We start from the raw sequence: 19,803 nt of genomic DNA, 5'->3' as shown, positions 1-19,803 counted from the left end.
AATACCTCTCATGACAAGTGCACCAACGATCAATAAACCAATCGTCAAAAAAGCGGTGAATTGGAACCGGCCTGATGATGATTTTACGATTACGTTCTGGAATCAAAATATTATGCAATTCTGGACAGATGAAGAAATTCCGCTGTCTGATGATAAAATGTCCTGGATTACACTCAGCAACATGGAACGTGAGCTCTATATGAAGGTGCTTGGCGGCCTGACTTTGCTGGATACGATGCAAGGTGGCACCGGGATGCCGAAGATTCTTGAGCATGTTGAAGGGCTTCAGCGCAAAGCTGTGCTCAGCTTCATGGGGATGATGGAGCAAATCCACGCGAAGTCTTACAGTTCGATTTTTACTACACTATCTTCCACAGAAGAGATTAATGAGCTGTTCCAATGGGTGGAGCGCAATCCACACTTGCAGTTTAAGGCGAATAAGATTTCACATTTCTATGAAAATATTAATTCGACCAAAGAGCTGTATCTAGCGATGGCGGCGTCTGTTCTGCTGGAAAGCTATTTGTTCTATAGCGGTTTCTACTATCCGTTGTATTTGGCTGGACAAGGTAAAATGACGAGCAGCGGCGAAATCATTGACTTGATTCTACGCGATGAGAGCATCCACGGGTTGTACATCGGCGTGTTGGCACAAGAGGTCTATGCGGAGCTTAGTCAATCAGAGCAGGACGCTACATACGCGACGCTGTGTGAGCTGTTGAAAGAGCTTCATGCGAATGAAGAAGGCTATACAGATAGTCTGTACGGACCGCTGGGTCTGGCAGACGAGGTGAAAGCATTCCTGCGCTATAACGCGAATAAAGCGTTTATGAATTTGGGTGTTGAACCGATGTTCCCTGAAGAGGAGATCAACCCGATTGTTCTCAACGGACTGAGCACGCGGACTAAGCAGCATGACTTTTTCTCCAAAAAAGGAAACGGCTATGTGCGCACAATCCACGTCGAGGCTTTGACGGACGATGACTTTGTATTTTAAGATTTGAAGCATATAGATGAAGAACAAACCACTCAGGATTTCTGGGTGGTTTGTTTTTGTTTCTTGTAGTTGAAGTTCCAGTAGGAAGGAGAAAGTTGAAAAATCGACTAACTCCGGCCAAAAGGCTCCATTGGAGTCCCCTAAGTCGAAAAAATCGACTAACTCCGGCCAAAAGGCTCTATTGGAGTCCCCTAAGTCGAAAAAATCGACTAACTCCGGCCAAAAGGCTCCATTGGAGTCCCCTAAGTCGAAAAATGGACCTCTGTCAAGAAAGTAGACACCTGTTAAGAGAATTAACCAACACTTTTGTAGAAGCTTTTTTCAAATTGAACTGGTGAAAGGTAACCCAAAGAACCATGGATCCTTTTACGATTGTAAAAAAGTTCAATGTACTCGAACATATCTTGTTGTGCTTGGGCTTTTGTCAAAAATCTCGTGCAGTAAACAAACTCTTTCTTTAATACACTGTGAAATGATTCGATGCACGCATTGTCATAACAGTTACCTTTCCGACTCATGCTTGCTTGCATTTTGTATGTTTCAAGTCTTTCGCGGTACTCAATTGATGCGTACTGCGAACCGCGATCTGAGTGATGTAGCAGGCCTTCCGGAGGTTTCTGAGCCTCGTATGCTTGATCTAAGGCAGCGAGAACTAAGTCGGTCGTCATACGGTCTCCGAGCTTCCAACCTACAATTTTGCGTGTGTATATATCTAAAACACTTGCTAGATACAAACGGCCCTGTCGACACGGAATATAGGTGATATCCGTTACCCAAACCTTGTTTGGCGCCGTTGTTTGGAACTTCTGATTCAGCACGTTTGGTGCAATCGGAAATTCATGATTGGAATCGGTGGTATTCACTCGAAACTTCTTGGAAACGCAGGAACGAAGCCCGTTGGCTTTCATCAGTTTCCCTACCAGACGCTCAGAAACCGTCCAGCCTTCACGTTTTAATGTCTCTGTGATTTTAGGGCTTCCGTACCGGCCAAAGTAGTCATGGAAAATGAATGTAATGCGTGCTAAAAGGGCAGCTCTGCGCTTCTGGTAGCTGTTCACAAGTGCTTTTCCAAGTAACCATTTGTAATAACCGCTCCTCGATACCTCGAGTATCTGACACATCTTCTCCACTGAAAATTCTGAGCAATGATTTTCAATGAACTGGAACCTTAGTTCTTTGGTCTGCTGAAGATGTGTACGGCCTTTTTTACGATCGCTAGTTCTTCTTGGGCATCTGCAATTAGGCGATCTTTTTCTGCGAGTTCACGTTCTTTCTCTTTCAAGAGCTGCTCCAGTTGACGGAGTCTTTCTGGGGTTGCAATGGATTCACCGTCAAACTGTCGATATTTCGCAACCCATTTATGTAGGGTCCCCGCTGGAATATTCAATTCTTCCGCGATCTGCGTTATGGACTTCGTCTGCTCTTGAATAAATTTTACTGTCTGTTGTTTAAATTCATCATTAAACCTTTGCCGCTGTTCACCCATGTGAACACCTCCTCGTTAAGTTTATTATCTTGATCTCTTAACGAAGTGTCCACTTTTTATTCTAGTTGCAAAAATCGACTAACTCCGGCCAAAAGGCTCCATTGGAGTCCCCTAAGTCGAAAAAATCGACTAACTCCGGCCAAAAGGCTCTATTGGAGTCCCCTAAGTCGAAAAAATCGACTAACTCCGGCCAATTGGCTCCATTGGAGTAATTGGGAATAGTTCAGTCGCAAGGCTGATTTACTGCGTAACAATGTTATGTTACATTGGAATAGCGAAGGAGGGATGCATGTTGGAAGAGGAATTGATATCGAAAAAAGAGCTGCTAGAGCTAACAGGTATATCTTATGGTCAATTATACCGTTGGAAACGTAAAAACTTAGTTCCCGAGGAATGGTTTATACGTAAATCGGCATTTACCGGGCAGGAAACCTTTTTTCCGAAGGGACAGATGCTTGCGCGTATCGATAAAATTTTGAATATGAAAGATGATTTATCATTGGACGAATTAGCGGATGTATTCTCCATCGTTTCAAGTGATCTGAAAATAGACAAATTAGAGTTAGTGAAACGTAACATTGTTTCTCTGCAAACGATTGACTATGCGTCCCCATTTTKGGGCTCGACTGCGGTATATAGCTTTGAAGAAACATTGTTTCTGTTCTTATTAGAGGATTGCTTACAATCCGGCGAAATGGGCCTCGATGAAGGGAAGCACCTGCTTCTTACGATGAAAGAGCAATATGCCAAGTTAGAAGGCAAGCCCTGTGATTTGATTTTTATACGTAAGATGGGCTTAACTGTGTTTCTGCTCGTAACGACAGGCAGTGAGCTGTATTTCGAGCATGGTGTTAAGGTCGTGCTCCGCGTGCAGGTGGCGAAGAAGATTGAAGAGCTCAAGCTGAGAATTACAACATTGTGAGGAGGTGGTATCCATGCATGCAGAAACGAAACGTAATTTGATGATTTCCGGGATAGGCTCTTCGAACGGCGGGAGCTTTCGTGCAGTCAAAATTGATGGCCTTGGACGGTTGGAAGGGGACATTACTTGCTCCGATTTTAATCTAAATGGTCGAGCAGAAGTGAATGGCAGCGTGACAGCTGAAACAGCTGAGATGAATGGAACCCTAACGATTCACGGGAATCTGAAGGCGAACCGTACACGTATTCATGGCAAGGTCAAGATTGAGGGCAATTATGCTGGTGAGAGCCTTGAAATCAATGGTGCGACAACGATTACAGGTAACTGTGAGGCTGAGAAGTTTAATGCGAACGGCAGGCTGCAAGTTGGAACGCTCAATGCGGATACCATCCTTGTTACGCTGCATGGGCATTGCAAAATTGAAGAGATCGGCGGAGAACGGATCCAAGTACGTAAGCAGCCGGGCATTAATTTGGCTCGTTGGTTGAAGATTCTGCCTATTGCTGTTGGCAATCATTTGACGGCTCAAACGATTGAAGGCGATGATATATATCTGGAGTATACCACTGCTGAAGTTGTAAGAGGAGCGAATATTAAGATTGGACCCGGCTGTGAGATCGCACTCATTGAATATACGGCGAAGCTTGAGCAAGATAAAAGATCCAAAGTGAAGCATAGCGAAAAACTGTAGCAAAGAGAGGAGGGTTTGAGGTACAATGGGAAAAGATACAAACAAGCGTTCGTTAATCGGGAATTTGAAGATTACAGGCAGCTCGACCGCGGCAGGCGGCCTCTATGATCGAGTGAAAATTGTTGGCGAAGGCATCATCGAAGGTGAGATGAAATGCCGTCATCTGAAATGTGTAGGAACCTTAGAGATGGAGGGTGATCTGCAAGCAGGCCATACTGGCATTGTGGGCACATTTTCATTGACGGGTAATGTTCAAAGCGATACAATGAAAAATTCGGGGACGGTGAGTATCAGTGGTGATGCGGAAATTGGCTCACTTACTGGTTCTGGGACGATGGAAGTGAAAGGCCATATCCAAGGAAACAAGCTCGCACTATATGGTCATATCTCATCTGGCGGGGATTGCGAAGTCGATGTCTTTAAGTTGAAGGGCATGTTTGATGTTGGGGGACTGCTTAACGCAGGTGAGATCGATATCAAACTGTTCCAGGACTCTACGGCGAAGGAGATCGGCGGAGAGAAAATAAGAATCCGTAAAGCGAGTATGCTTCATCCGTTCAGCTTATTCTTCAGACCCTCACCGCATGCCGCGGTAACGGTTTCGGTCATTGAAGGTGATGACATTTACTTGGAGCATACGAGAGCGAAGGTTGTTCGCGGTAACCAAGTCGTCATTGGTCCTGGTTGCGAAATTGATCTGGTGGAATATAAGGTGCATCTAGAGAAAAAGAAGGGTGCCCTTGTGAAGGAATCACGCAAGATGTAGAATGCCTGTACATACAGGCTGGTAAGGCGAAAACAAATGTAAAGGAATGTGTGAGCATGACGAGTAAAAATAATAATGTAGGCTTTGTCTTAGCAGGTCTACTCTTGGCCATGTTGATGGCGTCTATGGACAATACGATTGTTGCCACAGCAATGGGAACTATCGTAGGAGATCTTGGCGGACTTGATAAGTTTGTATGGGTTACATCCGCCTATATGGTTGCTGAAATGGCTGGTATGCCGATTTTCGGAAAATTGTCCGATATGTTCGGACGCAAACGCTTTTTTATTTTTGGATTGATCGTATTTTTGTTAGCTTCCATCCTATGTGGTACTGCAGAAAGCATTGTACAGCTTAGTATTTACCGTGCCCTGCAAGGTATTGGCGGCGGTGCGCTAATCCCAATTGCTTTCACAATCATGTTTGATACCGTACCTGTAGAGCAACGTGGAAAGCTAGGCGGTTTGTTCGGAGCGGTGTTCGGTTTATCGAGTATTTTCGGACCGCTGCTTGGTGCTTATATAACGGATTATATTAGCTGGCACTGGGTATTTTATGTGAATATTCCACTTGGTATTTTGGCTCTTATCTTTGTTGCGATGTTCTATAAAGAATCACCTATCCATACGAAGCAAAAGATCGACTGGTGGGGGGCCGTCACGCTTGTTGGTGCCGTTGTCAGCATGATGTTCGCCCTTGAGCTTGGCGGGAATGAATATGCATGGGATTCCAGTATTATTATAGGACTATTTGCCGCTTTTGCGATTCTTACGGTTTCCTTTATCTTTATTGAAAGAAAAGTCATTGAACCGATCATTTCGTTCCCGATGTTCAAAAACCGTTTGTTCACGACAAGTAATGCGCTTGGTTTATTAAGTGGGATGGGCTTTATTACAGCGTCTGTGTATATCCCGATTTATGTTCAAGGTGTACTTGGCGGAACAGCGACTAACTCAGGACTTGTTCTACTGCCTATGATGGTAGGTTCCGTGTTCTCAGCCGTAGGTGGCGGTTTCTTAATGAACAAAATGCCATACCGCAATATTATGATGGTCTTTGTTGTGATTCTAGCAGCAGGTATGGTCATGCTAACGCAGCTTGAGCCTGATACAAGCCGCTTGTATGTGACAATGTGCATGATTGTCGTCGGTGTTGGTATCGGTGCGAGCTTCTCCGTGCTCTCCAATTCTGCGATTCATCACTTTGATCCGTCCCAACGCGGTTCAGTGAACGCGACTGTGTCCTTCGTCCGTTCTCTGGGTATGACGTTAGGGATCACGCTATTTGGTATCATTCAACGGAATGATTTTACAGCGAAGCTCAAGGAGATTTTCGCTAGTAGCGGGCAAGGTGATATGGCGAGTAATCCGGCGTTCAGTGATCCAAGGGTACTTCTTGCTCCCGAGGCTCGTGCACAAATCCCGGCGCCAATATTAGAGAAAATTACAGATGGTCTATCATCCTCGATTTCGTATACATTCATGTGGGCGCTGATTCCAACAGCTTTGGCTGTCGTAGCAGCTGTGCTCATGAGTAAAGAACGCTTAACCGAATCGTTAGAGCATAAGCAAGCTGAACAAGCTGCAGCAGAACAGAAAGCTTAAATGAAAGATGCCTCATCAACGTAGATAATTCTACTTTGATGAGGCCTTTTTTTTATGAGACCGGGTCAAGCGTAAGACTCCTTGATGACAGGCTCAGTCAGCTTGTAGCCGACATTGCGAATCGTCATGATATATTCAGGATGCCGTGCATTTTGCTCGATCTTGTCTCGTAGATGTGAGATATGGACATCAACGATGCGCGTATCCCCAAGGAAATGATAGTCCCATACGCCGTGAAGCAGCTGTTGCCGGCTAAGCACCTTTCCACGATGCTTACAGAGGAAAAGCAGCAGCTCGAATTCTTTCGGTGTAAGCTCGATAGGCGCGCCATTCATCGTCACTTCGCGTTGCTCCGCTTTGACAGAGATTTGACCAATCGCAATCGGTGCTTCTTCCGTGTTCGAAGGCAATGTCTGGATGCGGCGATGAATCGCTTGAATGCGAGAGACGAGCTCGAGCGGTGAGAAAGGCTTCGTCATGTAATCATCTGCACCGTTGTCCAAGCCGGCAATTTTATCGGTAAGATCCTGCATGGCCGTTAACATAATAATCGGAACGAGGTTGTTCTGGCTTCTAAGCTTGCGGCATACCTGTAAGCCGTCCATTTTGGGCAGCATGAGATCAAGGACGATAAGATCAGGGCGGAACGATTGAATCGCACCGAAGACAGCTTCCCCGTCGAACACGCAGTGTACCTCGAAGCCGGCAAGCTTGAGGTTGAATTCAATGAGCATGGAGATGGAAGGCTCGTCATCAACAATAAGAATTTTCTTTTTCATCGTTAGGTAGACTCCTTTTAATGAAGGATATCTCTAGTATGACGTACCTCTATCATCGCGATATTAAGATAAAGTTAACCCTGTGTTAAATTGCAATCCACCACAGGTTATAATAGGATAGAGAATGAGGTGAATGAACAGAGATGGCTTTTCATATTGTATTAGTAGAACMCGAAATTCCTGCAAACACAGGCAATATTTCACGAACATGTGCCGCAACAGGCACTCATCTTCATTTGGTTAGACCCCTTGGCTTTGACACCGATGATAAGACGCTCAAACGTGCTGGTCTTGATTATTGGCATTCGGTGAAGATTGACTACCACGACTCTTTCGATGAGGTTTTGGCTGCATACCAGGGCCATAGATTCTTCTTTGCATCGACGAAAGCGAGCAAACGCTACTCGGACTTTACCTTCCAAGATGGCGATTTCTTCGTGTTTGGTAAAGAGACGAAAGGGCTACCAGAGGAGCTATTACGTCAGCACCCTGATACCTTAATACGGTTGCCAATGTCCGATGTGGTAAGATCGTTAAATCTTTCCAACTCTGCGGCTATTATTTTATATGAGGGATTACGCCAAACTGGGTTTGTAGGTCTGGAGTAGGATTTCTGACGACCTATGTTTTTTAGTGCTAAGCCGACATTTTTGGCAAGAAAAGAAAGATTTTGGGTCTTTTGCAGAAGGAATTTCATGAATCACGGCGAATAGTACTCGGTAAGCTCGAAACTAATTCGTTGGTCGAAGTGAAATTGCAGGAAGCGTTGTAAACGTCTGCGAAAAGAGAGGTGAAGTCCTATGATGAAGCCAGCTGGAGTCGTACGTAAAGTCGATCAATTGGGACGAATCGTATTGCCTAAATCGTTACGAAAGCGATACCAAATGAATGAGGGAGATCCTGTAGAAATTCTAGTGCAGGGTGACCATATCATTCTCGAGAGATACCGTCCGAAATGTGTGTTCTGCGGCAGCATGGAAAGTGTCAGTGAATTCAAAGATCGTTATATTTGCGGCGTTTGTATAACTGAAATGAACCTGCTTAAGGCGAAAGCCTAGTAGTCGGCAAAAAGAAAAAGCATCGCTTCCTCCAATGGAGAGCGATGCTTTTTTTCTTGGCTTAAAGGCCTTTTGTTTTGTCCTCGTTATAGGAAGCCGTCATCATAGCGACGATGAATAAAAGAAAAACGGAATTAACGAGCCAAAATGTTGTGGATAAACCGAACATTGCTGCACCTCCTATAGGGTTAAAGAGCGATTTTGCAAAATATAGAATTTATATGTTTCACATAATAAGCCGGCTATATTTCCCCATAAACACTGTGATACGTCCTTAGAGGACGGTGTAGCCGTTTATTTTGCATAGTTAAGGCTTATTATACCCAACCATCCCCAAAAAAGAAACGAATTTTGTGTGAATAATTTGGGTCATTTGAAAAACAAGAAGTTCGTAGCGAGAGGTCGGAGTCTTCCATCAGAAGGGCGGTTGATCACGCTTCCTCCCCAGACTAATGTCGTAGAGCCGCCTCCATCCAAATTATAAGCATCAACAACGCCTAATTGCTGCAATTTGTCCTGCAGCTCAGCAAGCGTAGCACCTGAATTACCGCTCTCATCATAGCCGTCCGTGACTAGGAATAAGAGCTGATCATGTTTATAATTGGCCATCACCGTTCGAGCTGCTCGTGCTGGTGAGCTTTGCCATTGATACGGAATGGACGTCTTACTGCCATTTTTCATCAGCACAGGGACGAAGGTCGAACCCATCAGAGGGTTCAGCTTGTCGAGCTCCGACTGAGAGCTGAACTTGCCGCCAATCAGCTTGCGGTCTTTGTTCAAGCCGATGAAAGCAGTGTCATTGTTGGTGGGGAAGAAGCCGTTGACATATTTCCCATTCATCACGGTTGTGTCAAGCGGATAGCGTCTTCCACGGTTGTCGTCCGCGAAGCCGCCTGCGTTAATCCCAACAACGGCGCCATAGCGCGAAGCCGCGGCTAATGTTGTTTCACTGGAGCCGAGCTTATCGTTCCCCAACACGAGCTTAATGGCTTTATCGCTCTTGAGGTTCACTTTAAGAGCATAACCTGAATAATGTTTTTCATTCAAAGCGAACAGTTGAATGTCGATATTGCCAGAAGTGGCTTGGCGGATGGGGCTGCCAAGCTTGTCTGTAATCCGTACATCATAGATAAGTCCGGGTTTTGCGATTTGCGAAGCCGCGCTTTGGAGCAAGGCGGTTACTTCTGCCGTGCTTTTCTCATACAGCTGGAAATATTGCTGAATAATGGTTTTGGTTTGGACCGCATCGTTATTCGATTGGGTTAACGAGCTGTTGAGCTTGGCTGATTCTTGCCCTAAGTTGATCGGTGTCGATGCCTGAGGCATCATCGTTGGAATAGAAATATCCAGAGAGATGAAGAGCAGCCAAATCAGCATACCCACAAAAGGTGCGCAGGCAAGCAACATAACACGGTTGAATTGCTGGATCGAATTCGCTGTCATTATTTCAACACATCCAGATTTTTGGTCAGCTCATCCAGCTTCTTCTTGACGTCAGCTAGCTGGGTATAAAGTTGATTGCTATTATCGGTCTTGCTGTTAGCACTATCTTTGGTGAAAGCCAGTAATTCATTCAATGAATCTACTTTGGCTTGCAGAGTCTTCATATCGGAAGTCACACTATCCTTCAATTGAGAGACTTGCTTCTGATAATCTTGTTGAATGACTTGTAATTGCTGTTGGGTTTGCTGTGCGATATCGGTTGATATTTGTTGCTTCAGATGCTCCGTGTACATCATCGTAGCTGCTACTCCGACTGCGATCAGCATGACCCAACCCACAAATAGGAAGGCATACGTTTTCTTCTTGACCCTAGTTGCTTTCGACGTTCGGGGAAAAGAATTCGCCGTTGCACTCTCCATGGGCATACTCATGAAAATCACCTCTTATTACTAGTATAGCATATTCCATTATTTTCTCGGAATATTAGATAGAATTCGCTGTTTTTCGATATTCATTGGGGGTCATGCCTGACATTTTTTTGAAAACCTTGCTGAAATACTTCTCATCCTGATAGCCAACCATCTCAGCTACCTGTGAAATGCGAAGATTCGGATTACAGAGCAATATTTTTGCCTTACTCATTCGGAGCTGCCCTAAATAATCAGAGAGGTTGACTTCGAACTCCTGCTTGAATTTGCGGGAAATGTACTCCCGGCTGAGATAGAATCGACTGGCAATATCCGCGAGGGAAATATCCTCATGATAGTGCTTTTCCAAGAAGCTAGCGATTTCAAAAATCACATTATTATCCTTGTGTTGACTTTCAAGATGAAGCTTGGATACCTGAACGAGGCTGCGGGTCAGCTCTTGCTGCCATAGAGACAAGGAGAGAGTGCCTTTCTCGTCGAGTGTAATAATCGCGGCTGAACTATCATCAAGGAGCAGCGGATGGATATCGTCCTCTCGGCTATTAGGTATCAATTGCTGCACCCATCGACGCATCATCACCCGATATTCTCCCCACCAATGCTCAATTTGTTCAGGTGTGATGATTTCACAGCTTTTCACGGCATCGATCCAAATCTTCACGATATCCTGAATCTGCTCGACATTTCCGCTGCGCAAAGCGAGACTCATCTGTTCCTCAAATTGGTGAAAAGTCAGCGTAGGCTGTGAACCCTTATTAGGATGCCATGTGTTATGTACCCACGTTTCTTTGGTTCTCAGATTACGTTGTCGCAGGGCATCACGAGCTTCTTGATAGGACAGCTTCAATTGACCAGGGAAGCTGTGGGCACTCCCAATCCCAAAATCCACACGAGCATGGAGCGCAGTTCGAATGCCATCATTAATCGTCGCCAACAGCTCTTCCCCCTTGGATGGGGATGACCATAAGAAGAGCACAATTTCATTGGCATTATGCCAGTGTCGGAATGCGTAGCCGCGCTTCTGCGTGACGAGAAATTCATTACAAATATTAATCAATGAGAAGAGAAGAAGATCGATATTCTGACTGAATTTATTCTTGATGCTAGCTTCCATCGTATCTAAAGTGAGAATGGCAACACGACAGGTTGCAACGCTCCTGGTCAAATGAAGCTCGCGCTCCAGCTGGTCTGCCACCGGCTCATACGTACTGGGCTCAGCGACTAATGCGGAAAGCAGCTTATCCCAGTAAATAGGTTTAAATTGATTAACCTCCATATTCAACTCACGATTGGTATGCCTTTGCTCCTCATCCTTGAGCCATGTTTGAATGGCTTTATCCAAAGCTTCATTTAACTGATCCGGATCAATTGGTTTCAAAATATAATCCGTTCCGCCAAACTTCACCGTATGTCGAAGTAAAGAGAAGTCGTCGTGACCGCTGATGACAATGGTTTTGGAATTAGGCGCGTAGCGATGCAGCCACTCTAGCAGCTTGACGCCGTTCATGATGGGCATCATCATATCGGTCATAATAATTTCAGGATGCTCACTTTGAACCAATGCAATGGCTACTTCCCCATCAGGTGCTTCCAAAATCGTATCGATCCCATATTGCTTCCAATCTACCAGCAATCGTATCGCATCCCGAACGTGCTTTTCATCATCTACAAGTAATACTTTCATATCAGGCGCCTTCCTTTTTCATCGGAATATGGATGACAATCCGCAGGCCTTGAGGATGCACATGGTCGATCGCAAGTGTTGCATCATCGTTAAAATAGAGCTGGACACGCGTCAGGACGTTACGCAACCCAATATAGGAATCATCCGTGACGGATGGCGTTTTTAATCGACTACGGACCTCGCTCATCCGCTGATCCGTCATCCCGATCCCATTATCTGCTACGGTGAGCTTTAAAAAGTCCCCCTCAGGGGTGGTCAGCTTCGCAGCTTCGATGCGTAATATACCCACGTCTTGAGAATGGCTTGGTTTAAAACCATGCTTGAAATAATTTTCGACAAGCGGTTGTAGAATCATTTTCGGCACAGTAAAGGTTCGAGTCTCTTCTTCAATCTCATAGATGATATCAAACTGGTGTTCAAAACGCTGCTTCTGCAGCTCTAAATAGGCCTTAATATGGTCGATTTCTTTCCGCAATGGCACGACGGATTCATTCGTATTCATGCTGTAATGCATCATTTTGGCTAGCGAATTAATCAGGGCATAGATCTTAGGTGCTTCATGCTGCAAAGCAAGTGTTCCGATCGATTGTAAGGCATTATTCAGGAAATGGGGATTAATTTGCGCTTGCAGCGCCATCAGCTGATTCGATTTATTCGCCAGCTCTAACCGATATTCGCGCATTACCATATGATTTAAGTCCTGCATAAGCCCATGGAAACGGTTCGCTAGTATCCCCATCTCATCGACCCTGGTTAACTCAATGTCGCTCTGATGATCACCGAGCCCAACTTGTCCAGTTTGAATTCTTGTAATGTACCGAATCAATTGCTTGATGGGAGCGGTAAAACGAATGCTAATATACACCGTGCCGGCCATGACAATCAGCATAGAGAACGAAAGAATGAGGGCGTTAATAAAGGTCAATTGTTTAGCGTTTTTAGTTAGCTGGTCATATGGAAGGCGCTTGACAATCGTCCAGTTCAAATAGTCCGTCCGCATTTTCTCATACATATTAATCCCTGCATAAGCACCTTTATTCCATTCATAGCTGCCCTTCTCCAAGGAACTATGTATCGCTTCATCTCCCCACATGCCTTCTAATTGAAGTCCCCACTTGGTGGGATCCGGACCGAATACGATATGCCCTTGTTCATCTAAAATGTATAGTTCTTCTTGATCATGCGTGAATAGGCTCTGGGAAATGTCAGAAACCAAGTCCAATTTTAAGTCAATGATAAGCTCGCCAATGGATTGATTACTAGGGGAGTACATGATGTTTCGGTGCATAGAAATAACTGGCGTTTGGTTAGAATATGCAGGGAGTGACATCCCATACAAATGGCTTGGGTGAGTTGTTTCGAAATACACAAGCTTGCCCTCCGGGAACGGCTGTAGTCCATCGTACTTACCGGCGGAGCTAACTTGAGCATCATTGTTGGAGAGAAAAGAACTATTGCTAATGGAAGCATACATATAAATTTGTTTGATTTCCTTCACAGAGTGTGACATGACCTGCAGACCGCTTTTGATCACTTTATCACTCTGATAATCGATCTCGGGCTTCGTTTGAATAATCTCATAGAATTGGTCAATCTCAGAGAGGGGAGTCCTTCCCGTGTAAATCGTGGAGGAGGCTTGAACCACACCATCCAGATAGTTCATGAGATTCGTTGTGCCYTGTGAAAGTAACGCAGAATTGTTCGTAAGGGTATCCTCGGTAACCTTCTGCTTCGTGAAATAGTAGGACACGACAAGGGAGGTTAGGAAGGGGATTAATGTGGCAATGAGTAAAAATAAGATCAATTTATTACGGATACTGTGTCGAATCACACGTCATCAACTCGGTTTCTGTATTGGGATTTTCCCCTACATTGTAGCAGGAGAGGTCAACAAATTCCACCTAATGCGTCACGATCGTCTGTGTTTTGGGGTACTGCAGCACTCTATACTTGGGGTATAGTAGCAGAATGGTAAGGGGGACTCCCAGTGAAAACAAAAAGAATGCTTTCAGGATGGCTACAACAATGGGTATTCATCGGACCTGCATTGATATTTTTTAGTATCATAGTTCTGATTCCATTTATGATGAGCATCTATTATTCGTTTACCGAATGGAATGGTGTTACAACGAAAGTAGTATTTAATGGTCTGGACAATTTCAAACAAATCCTATTCCACGATAAGGATTATCGCAATGCCTTTAGCTTCACTTCACGATTGACCGTGACGAATGTGATTCTGACGAACCTTGTAGGTTTCTTACTGGCTTTGCTGCTCACACAAGCGCTGAAAACAAGGAATGTGCTGCGCACGATCTTTTTCATGCCTAACGTGATCGGTGGTTTATTGCTCGGCTTTATATGGCAGTTTATCTTTGTAAAAGGGTTTGCAACTCTAGGAGATCTTACGCATATCGGATTCTTCGAACTGCCTTGGTTAGGGGATGCCCCAACAGCCTTCTGGGCAATTGTCATCGTTAGTGTGTGGCAAGGTTCGGGTTATCTCATGATTATCTACATTGCTGCCTTATCCAACGTACCTAAAGATATGCTCGAAGCAGCGCACATCGATGGTGCATCACGCTTGCAAGTACTGCGAAGCATCATCGTTCCGCTAATTATGCCAGCCATTACGGTCTGCTTGTTCTTGACGATTTCGTGGTCATTCAAAATCTTTGATTTGAACTTCTCCTTAACCAAAGGTGGACCCTTCAATTCAACTGAATCGGTTTCGATCAACATTTACCAAGAAGCATTCAGGAACAACCGCTATGGTTTGGGTACAGCCAAGGCGCTCGTATTCTTCATCGTAGTTGCGATTATATCAACCATCCAAGTGATGTACACCAAGCGCAAGGAGGTTGAAGTGTAATGGATTCCGTAAAAAAATACACAGGTCGATTATTTACCCTAGAAGTACTCGGCATCCTATTAGCTTTACTGTTCTTAGTTCCGTTTTACTTCGTCATCGCGAATTCCTTAAAGACCTTTCCCGAGCTAGCAGCGAATACAGCTAAACTTCCTAGCTCGCTATATCTCGATAATTACACCAAAGTGTGGAGTATTATGAAGTTTCCCAAGGCGTTCTTCAACTCGTTGTTCATTACCGTTTTGAGTAACGCAGGTCTCGTGATCATCTCCTCCATGGCCGCATATCGCATGGTGAGAAGATCGAGTAAGTTCAATAATCTCGTTTTCTTGGCTTTCGTTGCCGCAATGGTCATTCCTTTCCAGTCGATTATGATTCCGCTTGTTCGCGTAGCAAGCCAAGTTGGCTTGATGGATAGCAAGCTGGGATTGGTTGCATGCTATTACGGATTTGGTGTTTCCTTGAATGTGTTCTTGTATCATGGCTTCATTAAGTCCATTCCGCTGGAAATTGAAGAGTCAGCCAGAGTAGATGGCAGCTCGGCGTATGGTGTGTTTTGGAAAATCATATTCCCATTGCTCAAGCCGATGTCGATTACGATTATCATCCTGAACAGCTTATGGATTTGGAATGACTATTTGCTTCCTTCTCTTGTACTAAGCAACCCGGAGCTGCGAACCATTCCGCTTGCAACGTTCTCCTTCTTTGGACAGTATACGAAGCAGTGGGATTTAGCACTTGCTGGGTTAACACTAAGCGTGTTACCGATCGTTATCTTCTTCTTGTTCTTACAGAAGCACATTGTAGAAGGTATTACGGCAGGTTCAGTAAAAGGATAACAAATTTGCAAATATGTTCAAGATATTCCACCTTTATGTTCAATATACTCGGTGTTAAGCCAGGATGTAAGTGTTTACAATGAATCTTGTAAGGTAGCAAAGCAGGAACAAGCACGGTGAGTTCAAAAGAAGAAACATTTTAAAGGGAGGCATTACCTACATGAAAAAATTAACAATGGTTTCAATGGCGACTGTACTATCTTTATCCGTACTCGCAGCTGGTTGTGGAAAAAAAGACGAGACAGTAAGTCCAAGTCCAGCAGCAACTACAGGTGCAGCAACGACAACGCCTGCGGCAAGCGGCAAACCTGTTACAATTAAGATGTTCCAATTTAAAGTGGAGATCGCAGATCAACTTGGCAAAATGGTAAAAGAATATGAGAAGTTGAATCCCAATGTGAAAATTCAAATTGACACCGTCGGCGGTGGAGCAGATTACGGTGCTGCCTTGCTTGCGAAATTTAACTCAGGTGACAAACCGGATATTTTCAACAATGGCGGTTTCACGGATTTAGATAAATGGATCGATAACTTGGAAGATCTATCGGATCAACCTTGGGTGAAAGACCTTGTGGATGTAGCCAAAGAGCCAATGACCAAAGGTGGTAAATTGTATGGTCAACCGCTAAACCTTGAAGGCTATGGCTTCCAATACAACAAAGATCTTTTTGCAAAAGCGGGCATTACAGAGCTGCCTAAAACATTCACTCAATTAGAAGCAGCGGCTAAAAAGCTAAAAGATGCAGGTATCACACCGTTTGAAACAGGTTACGCAGAGTGGTGGGTACTTGGTAACCATTTCGTAAACCTTCCATTTGCTTATCAAAAGGATCCGAATGCGTTCATCGATGGCTTGAACAAAGGAACTGCGAAGATTACAGGTAACGAAGTATTCAATCAATGGGTGAAATTGTTTGACTTGCAATTGCAATACGGCAACAAAAACCCATTACAAACCGACTACAATACCCAAGTAACGGATTTTGCTACGGGTAAAGCAGCGATGACGCAACAAGGTAACTGGACACAAGTTCAAATTACCAAAACAAACCCAGACATCAAAATTGGCTTCTTGCCAATGCCGATCAGCGATGACGCCACTGCGAATGATAAATTGTTCGTAGGCGTACCGAATAACTGGGTTATCAACAAGAACTCCGCTGTGAAAGACGAAGCTAAGAAATTCTTAAATTGGATGGTTAGCTCCGATATCGGTAAGAAATATATCACGGAAGAGTTCAAGTTTATCCCTGCTTTCAAATCAATCCCTGCTGACGAAAAAGTTCTTGGACCATTAGCAGCAGACATTATCGCTTATAGCAAAGCTGGTAAAACATTGAGCTGGAACTGGTTCAAATTCCCAGGCGGCGAAGCGTCCAGCAAAAAATTCGGCGATGTTATGCAAGGTTACGTAGCGAAGAAGTACACGAAGGATCAAATGTTGGAAGAATTCCAGAAAACATGGGATAGCCTTAAGAAGTAACACTAATCCCGACGTTAATAAAGCCTCAGCGCTTATGCTGAGGCTTTTTGCTGTTTAACAGATGATGGAATGGCTGTTACAATGAAGAGGACTGGAGGTTTACCATGAATCTTAAAATCAGAGCTTGGCTGCAGAGCAGAGGGAATACGCTACCTCTAGAGAAAAAACTGTCTCGTGAAGCGGTCATTTCCTTAATCATTCATTCCATTTTTCAATTCGGTGCTTCCATGTCAGGGGTATTTCTTAATTTATACTTATGGCGGTTAACGCATAGCGTTGTTGTGAATGGGACCTACAGCTTGATTGTGTATATCTTAACACCGATTGGGTTCGCCATTGGCGGTTATATGATTAAGAAGAAGGATCGCATGGTATCATACCGTCTGGGTATCGTACTGATCGCTCTCTTCTATTTAAGTGTGAGTATTGCTGGGGAGCGGCTTGTCGATTATTACGTGCTATTTGCGATATTTAATGGACTTGCGGGCAGCTTCTACTGGGTCGGTTATTTAACCCTGATGTATGACGTGTCGACCGAGCAGAATCGGATCCGATATCTGGCTTATAATATGATGTTTTTCACCGCGGCTACACTCGCAGGACCGGCACTTGCAGGCTTCATTATTCGTTTAAAAGAGGGTCTTAGCGGATATACAATTGTCTTCGCCATTGCTTTCATTATGTTTTTATTGGCTGCCATCATTTCCTTGAAGATTAAGGCATTAGGCGGTCATCATCGAGTCTACTACTTGAAATACACAGGTCTGATCATGAAGAAAAAGCAAGAGTGGTCGAAAGCACTGTTTGGCTTCTTCGGTATGGGCTTGCTGCAAGGCACGATGTTGTTTCTACCTAACATTCTTTTATTCAAGGTGCTGCCGCGTGAAGATCTGGTCGGATATTTAGGTGTACTCTATTCGAGTTTAAGTATTGTCATGGGCATCTTTATTTCGAAATATGCGAACGCGGGCAGAGCGAGGTTATATTTGACGATATCGACTGTGGGTTATCTCGTTGGCATTTCTTGTATTATAGGAAGTTTAAATGTGTACTCGGTAGTCGGCTTCATGATTTTGTATTCGATTTTTGCACCGCTTCAAGGGAATACCATGACGGGCTACTACTATAGCTTGATTGCTAGACTGCCACTTAAAGGGGAGTTAAAGGTAGAAAGTGTGGTCGTACGGGAATTTTTCTTGAATGTGGGGCGGGTTATTTCCATTCTAGTTCTCATTACCTTCGGCAAAGACTTGGATGGCGGCCAAATTCCTTGGATCCTGCTGGTAGCCGCTCTAACGCAGTTTGGTATCGTCTGGTCGCTTAAGAATCGATAGGCAGATAAGTGCGTGTTCAACAACCTCTATAAGGATGATAGTCCCTCAATTCGGTTATCCTAGTTGGTAGTGAATTGGAAAAGAGGGGCATTATGCAAATGGAGAAAGTCGACAGTATTATCGTCGGAGGAGGCATTGCCGGACTTCAAGCGGCGATTCAGCTAGGCAGATATGAGCATAAAGTACTTGTGATTGACGCTGGTTATGGCCGTTCTACCCTGTGCAGGAGCTATCATAATATTCTAGGTTGGCCAGATGGGGTATCGGGGGAAGAGCTGCGTCGATTAGGCAGGCTGCAAGCCGAGAAGCTAGGGGTTACTTTTGTCCAAGATGAAGTTGTACAAGCTGTCGCCAAAGGAAGAATCGGTGATGGCTTTGAGCTATGGGGAAAAAGCGGACGCGGCTACGAAGCGAGAACGCTGCTGCTAGCAACGGGCTTATTGGACCGCATGCCTGAACTACCGAACCTGAAGGAATGCTTGGGACTAACAGTGTATGTATGTCCCGATTGCGACGGATACGAGATTAGGGATAAGAGCACGCTCGTGATGGGCTCTGGAGATGCAGGGGCTGCGATGGCCATTAAGCTCCGCGATCGAACGGAGAACATGACTTATGTGAATCATCAGCAACGGGCAGTGAAAAGTGAGTACCTGACGGAAATGAAGAATAAGGGCATCACCTATGTGGCAGAAGATCTTGTAGAAATTGAGGTCGAATCACCTGGACGATTCAAGGGAGTCGTGCTTAGAGATGGCGGGCGTCTACAAGCTGAGCGAGGCTTTATTGCATTTGGCGGGAATGAAGTGAAATCTGACTTGGCGCGCCAGCTGGGGGCTGAACGCATGGAGAATCGGCATATCATGACCGATCCCCGCAGTAAGATGACGAGCGTCCCCTTCGTCTGGGCCGCTGGCGATGTTGGCGTTCATGCGGAGCAAGTGACGATCGCGATGGGTGAAGGCTCGCAGTCGGCGATTTGGATGAACAAAGCGCTGCTGCGGATGAACGAGGAAGCGAGTGTTCATCGGGTTGTTATTCGTTCTTAGTTTGAGTGGAACGAATTGTTGCATCACTTATTCTTCTCCAAAAGGTGCATTAGTCCGATATTACCGAATTAAAACGAGAAATTACTTTAAAAGAAGTCCAATAGTCCGATTCTGCCGAACTATGCTCTTAGAATTAATAGTGGACGTCTCTTAGTGTAGAAGTAATAATAATCATAACTATAACTAAGAGGTGTCTGTCCATGAGCGATTCAAGACAACGATATAATGAAACTTTCAAACGTGAAGCTGTAAAGTATGTGCAAGAGCAGACTAAATCTTTAGAGCATATCGCGGATGAATTGAACATCAATCCTGGTACCCTACGAAACTGGTTGGGGAAATACCGGGAGTTTGATCATGAACCTGTTAAC

Annotated in this window: 20 protein-coding genes; 13 read left to right on the top strand and 7 right to left on the bottom strand. The window is 44.6% G+C overall.

Annotated elements, in window-relative coordinates; genetic code table 11:
* Positions 1-10 precede the first annotated feature (10 nt).
* Positions 11-997 carry a class 1b ribonucleoside-diphosphate reductase subunit beta gene (nrdF, locus tag AC1DVJ_RS22195; protein ID WP_477593374.1) on the top strand — a complete coding sequence of 329 codons (987 nt, stop codon included), beginning with the start codon at positions 11-13 and terminating at the stop codon, positions 995-997.
* A 293-nt stretch (positions 998-1,290) separates the two neighbouring features.
* Here the strand turns inward: nrdF and AC1DVJ_RS22190 are convergent, their stop codons facing one another.
* Both AC1DVJ_RS22190 and AC1DVJ_RS22185 read right to left on the bottom strand, forming a co-directional pair.
* Positions 1,291-2,154 (bottom strand): IS3 family transposase, encoded by an 864-nt coding sequence (locus AC1DVJ_RS22190; protein ID WP_477593424.1) that lies wholly within the window; start codon positions 2,152-2,154, stop codon positions 1,291-1,293.
* Positions 2,155-2,165: 11 nt separating this feature from the next.
* Positions 2,166-2,483, bottom strand: a complete 318-nt coding sequence (locus AC1DVJ_RS22185; protein ID WP_477593372.1) for a transposase — start codon at positions 2,481-2,483, stop codon at positions 2,166-2,168.
* Between the two features lie 289 nt (positions 2,484-2,772).
* Between AC1DVJ_RS22185 and AC1DVJ_RS22180 the strand changes: the two genes are divergently transcribed.
* From AC1DVJ_RS22180 to AC1DVJ_RS22165, 4 genes are read left to right on the top strand one after another with little or no spacing between them, the layout of a single operon-like run.
* Positions 2,773-3,405 (top strand): YhbD family protein, encoded by a 633-nt coding sequence (locus AC1DVJ_RS22180; protein ID WP_477593370.1) that lies wholly within the window; start codon positions 2,773-2,775, stop codon positions 3,403-3,405.
* Positions 3,406-3,418: 13 nt separating this feature from the next.
* Positions 3,419-4,096, top strand: coding sequence for a polymer-forming cytoskeletal protein (locus tag AC1DVJ_RS22175; RefSeq protein WP_477593368.1), 678 nt, complete (start codon positions 3,419-3,421; stop codon positions 4,094-4,096).
* A gap of 25 nt (positions 4,097-4,121) precedes the next feature.
* The gene (locus tag AC1DVJ_RS22170) at positions 4,122-4,862 is read left to right on the top strand and encodes a bactofilin (RefSeq protein ID WP_477593366.1); all 741 of its coding nucleotides are present in this window, start codon (positions 4,122-4,124) and stop codon (positions 4,860-4,862) included.
* A gap of 56 nt (positions 4,863-4,918) precedes the next feature.
* Positions 4,919-6,466, top strand: coding sequence for an MDR family MFS transporter (locus tag AC1DVJ_RS22165; RefSeq protein ID WP_477593364.1), 1,548 nt, complete (start codon positions 4,919-4,921; stop codon positions 6,464-6,466).
* A 65-nt stretch (positions 6,467-6,531) separates the two neighbouring features.
* Here the strand turns inward: AC1DVJ_RS22165 and AC1DVJ_RS22160 are convergent, their stop codons facing one another.
* Positions 6,532-7,245 (bottom strand): response regulator, encoded by a 714-nt coding sequence (locus tag AC1DVJ_RS22160; RefSeq protein ID WP_477593362.1) that lies wholly within the window; start codon positions 7,243-7,245, stop codon positions 6,532-6,534.
* Between the two features lie 143 nt (positions 7,246-7,388).
* Here AC1DVJ_RS22160 and trmL point away from each other — a divergent pair, with 143 nt between their 5' ends.
* Together trmL and AC1DVJ_RS22150 are read left to right on the top strand one after the other, a co-directional pair.
* Positions 7,389-7,853 (top strand): tRNA (uridine(34)/cytosine(34)/5-carboxymethylaminomethyluridine(34)-2'-O)-methyltransferase TrmL, encoded by a 465-nt coding sequence (trmL, locus tag AC1DVJ_RS22155; protein WP_477593360.1) that lies wholly within the window; start codon positions 7,389-7,391, stop codon positions 7,851-7,853.
* A gap of 195 nt (positions 7,854-8,048) precedes the next feature.
* Positions 8,049-8,303, top strand: coding sequence for an AbrB/MazE/SpoVT family DNA-binding domain-containing protein (locus AC1DVJ_RS22150; protein ID WP_477593422.1), 255 nt, complete (start codon positions 8,049-8,051; stop codon positions 8,301-8,303).
* A gap of 369 nt (positions 8,304-8,672) precedes the next feature.
* On the opposite strand, the gene AC1DVJ_RS22145 is transcribed toward AC1DVJ_RS22150, so the two are convergent.
* The 4 genes from AC1DVJ_RS22145 to AC1DVJ_RS22130 are packed head-to-tail and all read right to left on the bottom strand — an operon-like array spanning position 8,673 to position 13,689.
* Positions 8,673-9,746, bottom strand: coding sequence for a phosphodiester glycosidase family protein (locus tag AC1DVJ_RS22145; RefSeq protein WP_477593358.1), 1,074 nt, complete (start codon positions 9,744-9,746; stop codon positions 8,673-8,675).
* Entirely contained in the window at positions 9,746-10,177 is a 432-nt protein-coding gene (locus tag AC1DVJ_RS22140) for a hypothetical protein (protein ID WP_477593356.1), read from the bottom strand. Before AC1DVJ_RS22140 ends, AC1DVJ_RS22145 begins: the two co-directional genes overlap by 1 nt.
* 52 nt (positions 10,178-10,229) lie before the next feature.
* On the bottom strand, positions 10,230-11,858 hold the full coding sequence (locus AC1DVJ_RS22135; RefSeq protein ID WP_477593354.1) for a response regulator: 1,629 nt from the start codon (positions 11,856-11,858) through the stop codon (positions 10,230-10,232).
* 1 nt (position 11,859) lies between these two features.
* A complete protein-coding gene (locus AC1DVJ_RS22130; protein ID WP_477593352.1) occupies positions 11,860-13,689 on the bottom strand; it encodes a cache domain-containing sensor histidine kinase in 1,830 nt (609 codons plus the stop codon).
* Positions 13,690-13,860: 171 nt separating this feature from the next.
* Here AC1DVJ_RS22130 and AC1DVJ_RS22125 point away from each other — a divergent pair, with 171 nt between their 5' ends.
* The 6 genes from AC1DVJ_RS22125 to AC1DVJ_RS22100 all read left to right on the top strand — a co-directional run.
* Entirely contained in the window at positions 13,861-14,730 is an 870-nt protein-coding gene (locus AC1DVJ_RS22125; RefSeq protein WP_477593420.1) for a carbohydrate ABC transporter permease, read from the top strand.
* Entirely contained in the window at positions 14,730-15,566 is an 837-nt protein-coding gene (locus tag AC1DVJ_RS22120) for a carbohydrate ABC transporter permease (protein WP_477593350.1), read from the top strand. Before AC1DVJ_RS22125 ends, AC1DVJ_RS22120 begins: the two co-directional genes overlap by 1 nt.
* 160 nt (positions 15,567-15,726) lie before the next feature.
* A complete protein-coding gene (locus AC1DVJ_RS22115; protein ID WP_477593348.1) occupies positions 15,727-17,049 on the top strand; it encodes an ABC transporter substrate-binding protein in 1,323 nt (440 codons plus the stop codon).
* A 104-nt stretch (positions 17,050-17,153) separates the two neighbouring features.
* Positions 17,154-18,383, top strand: a complete 1,230-nt coding sequence (locus AC1DVJ_RS22110) for an MFS transporter (RefSeq protein WP_477593346.1) — start codon at positions 17,154-17,156, stop codon at positions 18,381-18,383.
* A 92-nt stretch (positions 18,384-18,475) separates the two neighbouring features.
* The gene (locus tag AC1DVJ_RS22105; protein ID WP_477593344.1) at positions 18,476-19,432 is read left to right on the top strand and encodes an NAD(P)/FAD-dependent oxidoreductase; all 957 of its coding nucleotides are present in this window, start codon (positions 18,476-18,478) and stop codon (positions 19,430-19,432) included.
* A 200-nt stretch (positions 19,433-19,632) separates the two neighbouring features.
* On the top strand, positions 19,633-19,803 hold a 171-nt coding region (locus AC1DVJ_RS22100), incomplete at its 3' end, for a transposase (RefSeq protein ID WP_477591112.1).

This window comes from Paenibacillus sp. P4_A9, assembly GCF_056402415.1.
This window is presented reverse-complemented; position numbering and strand designations above follow the sequence as displayed.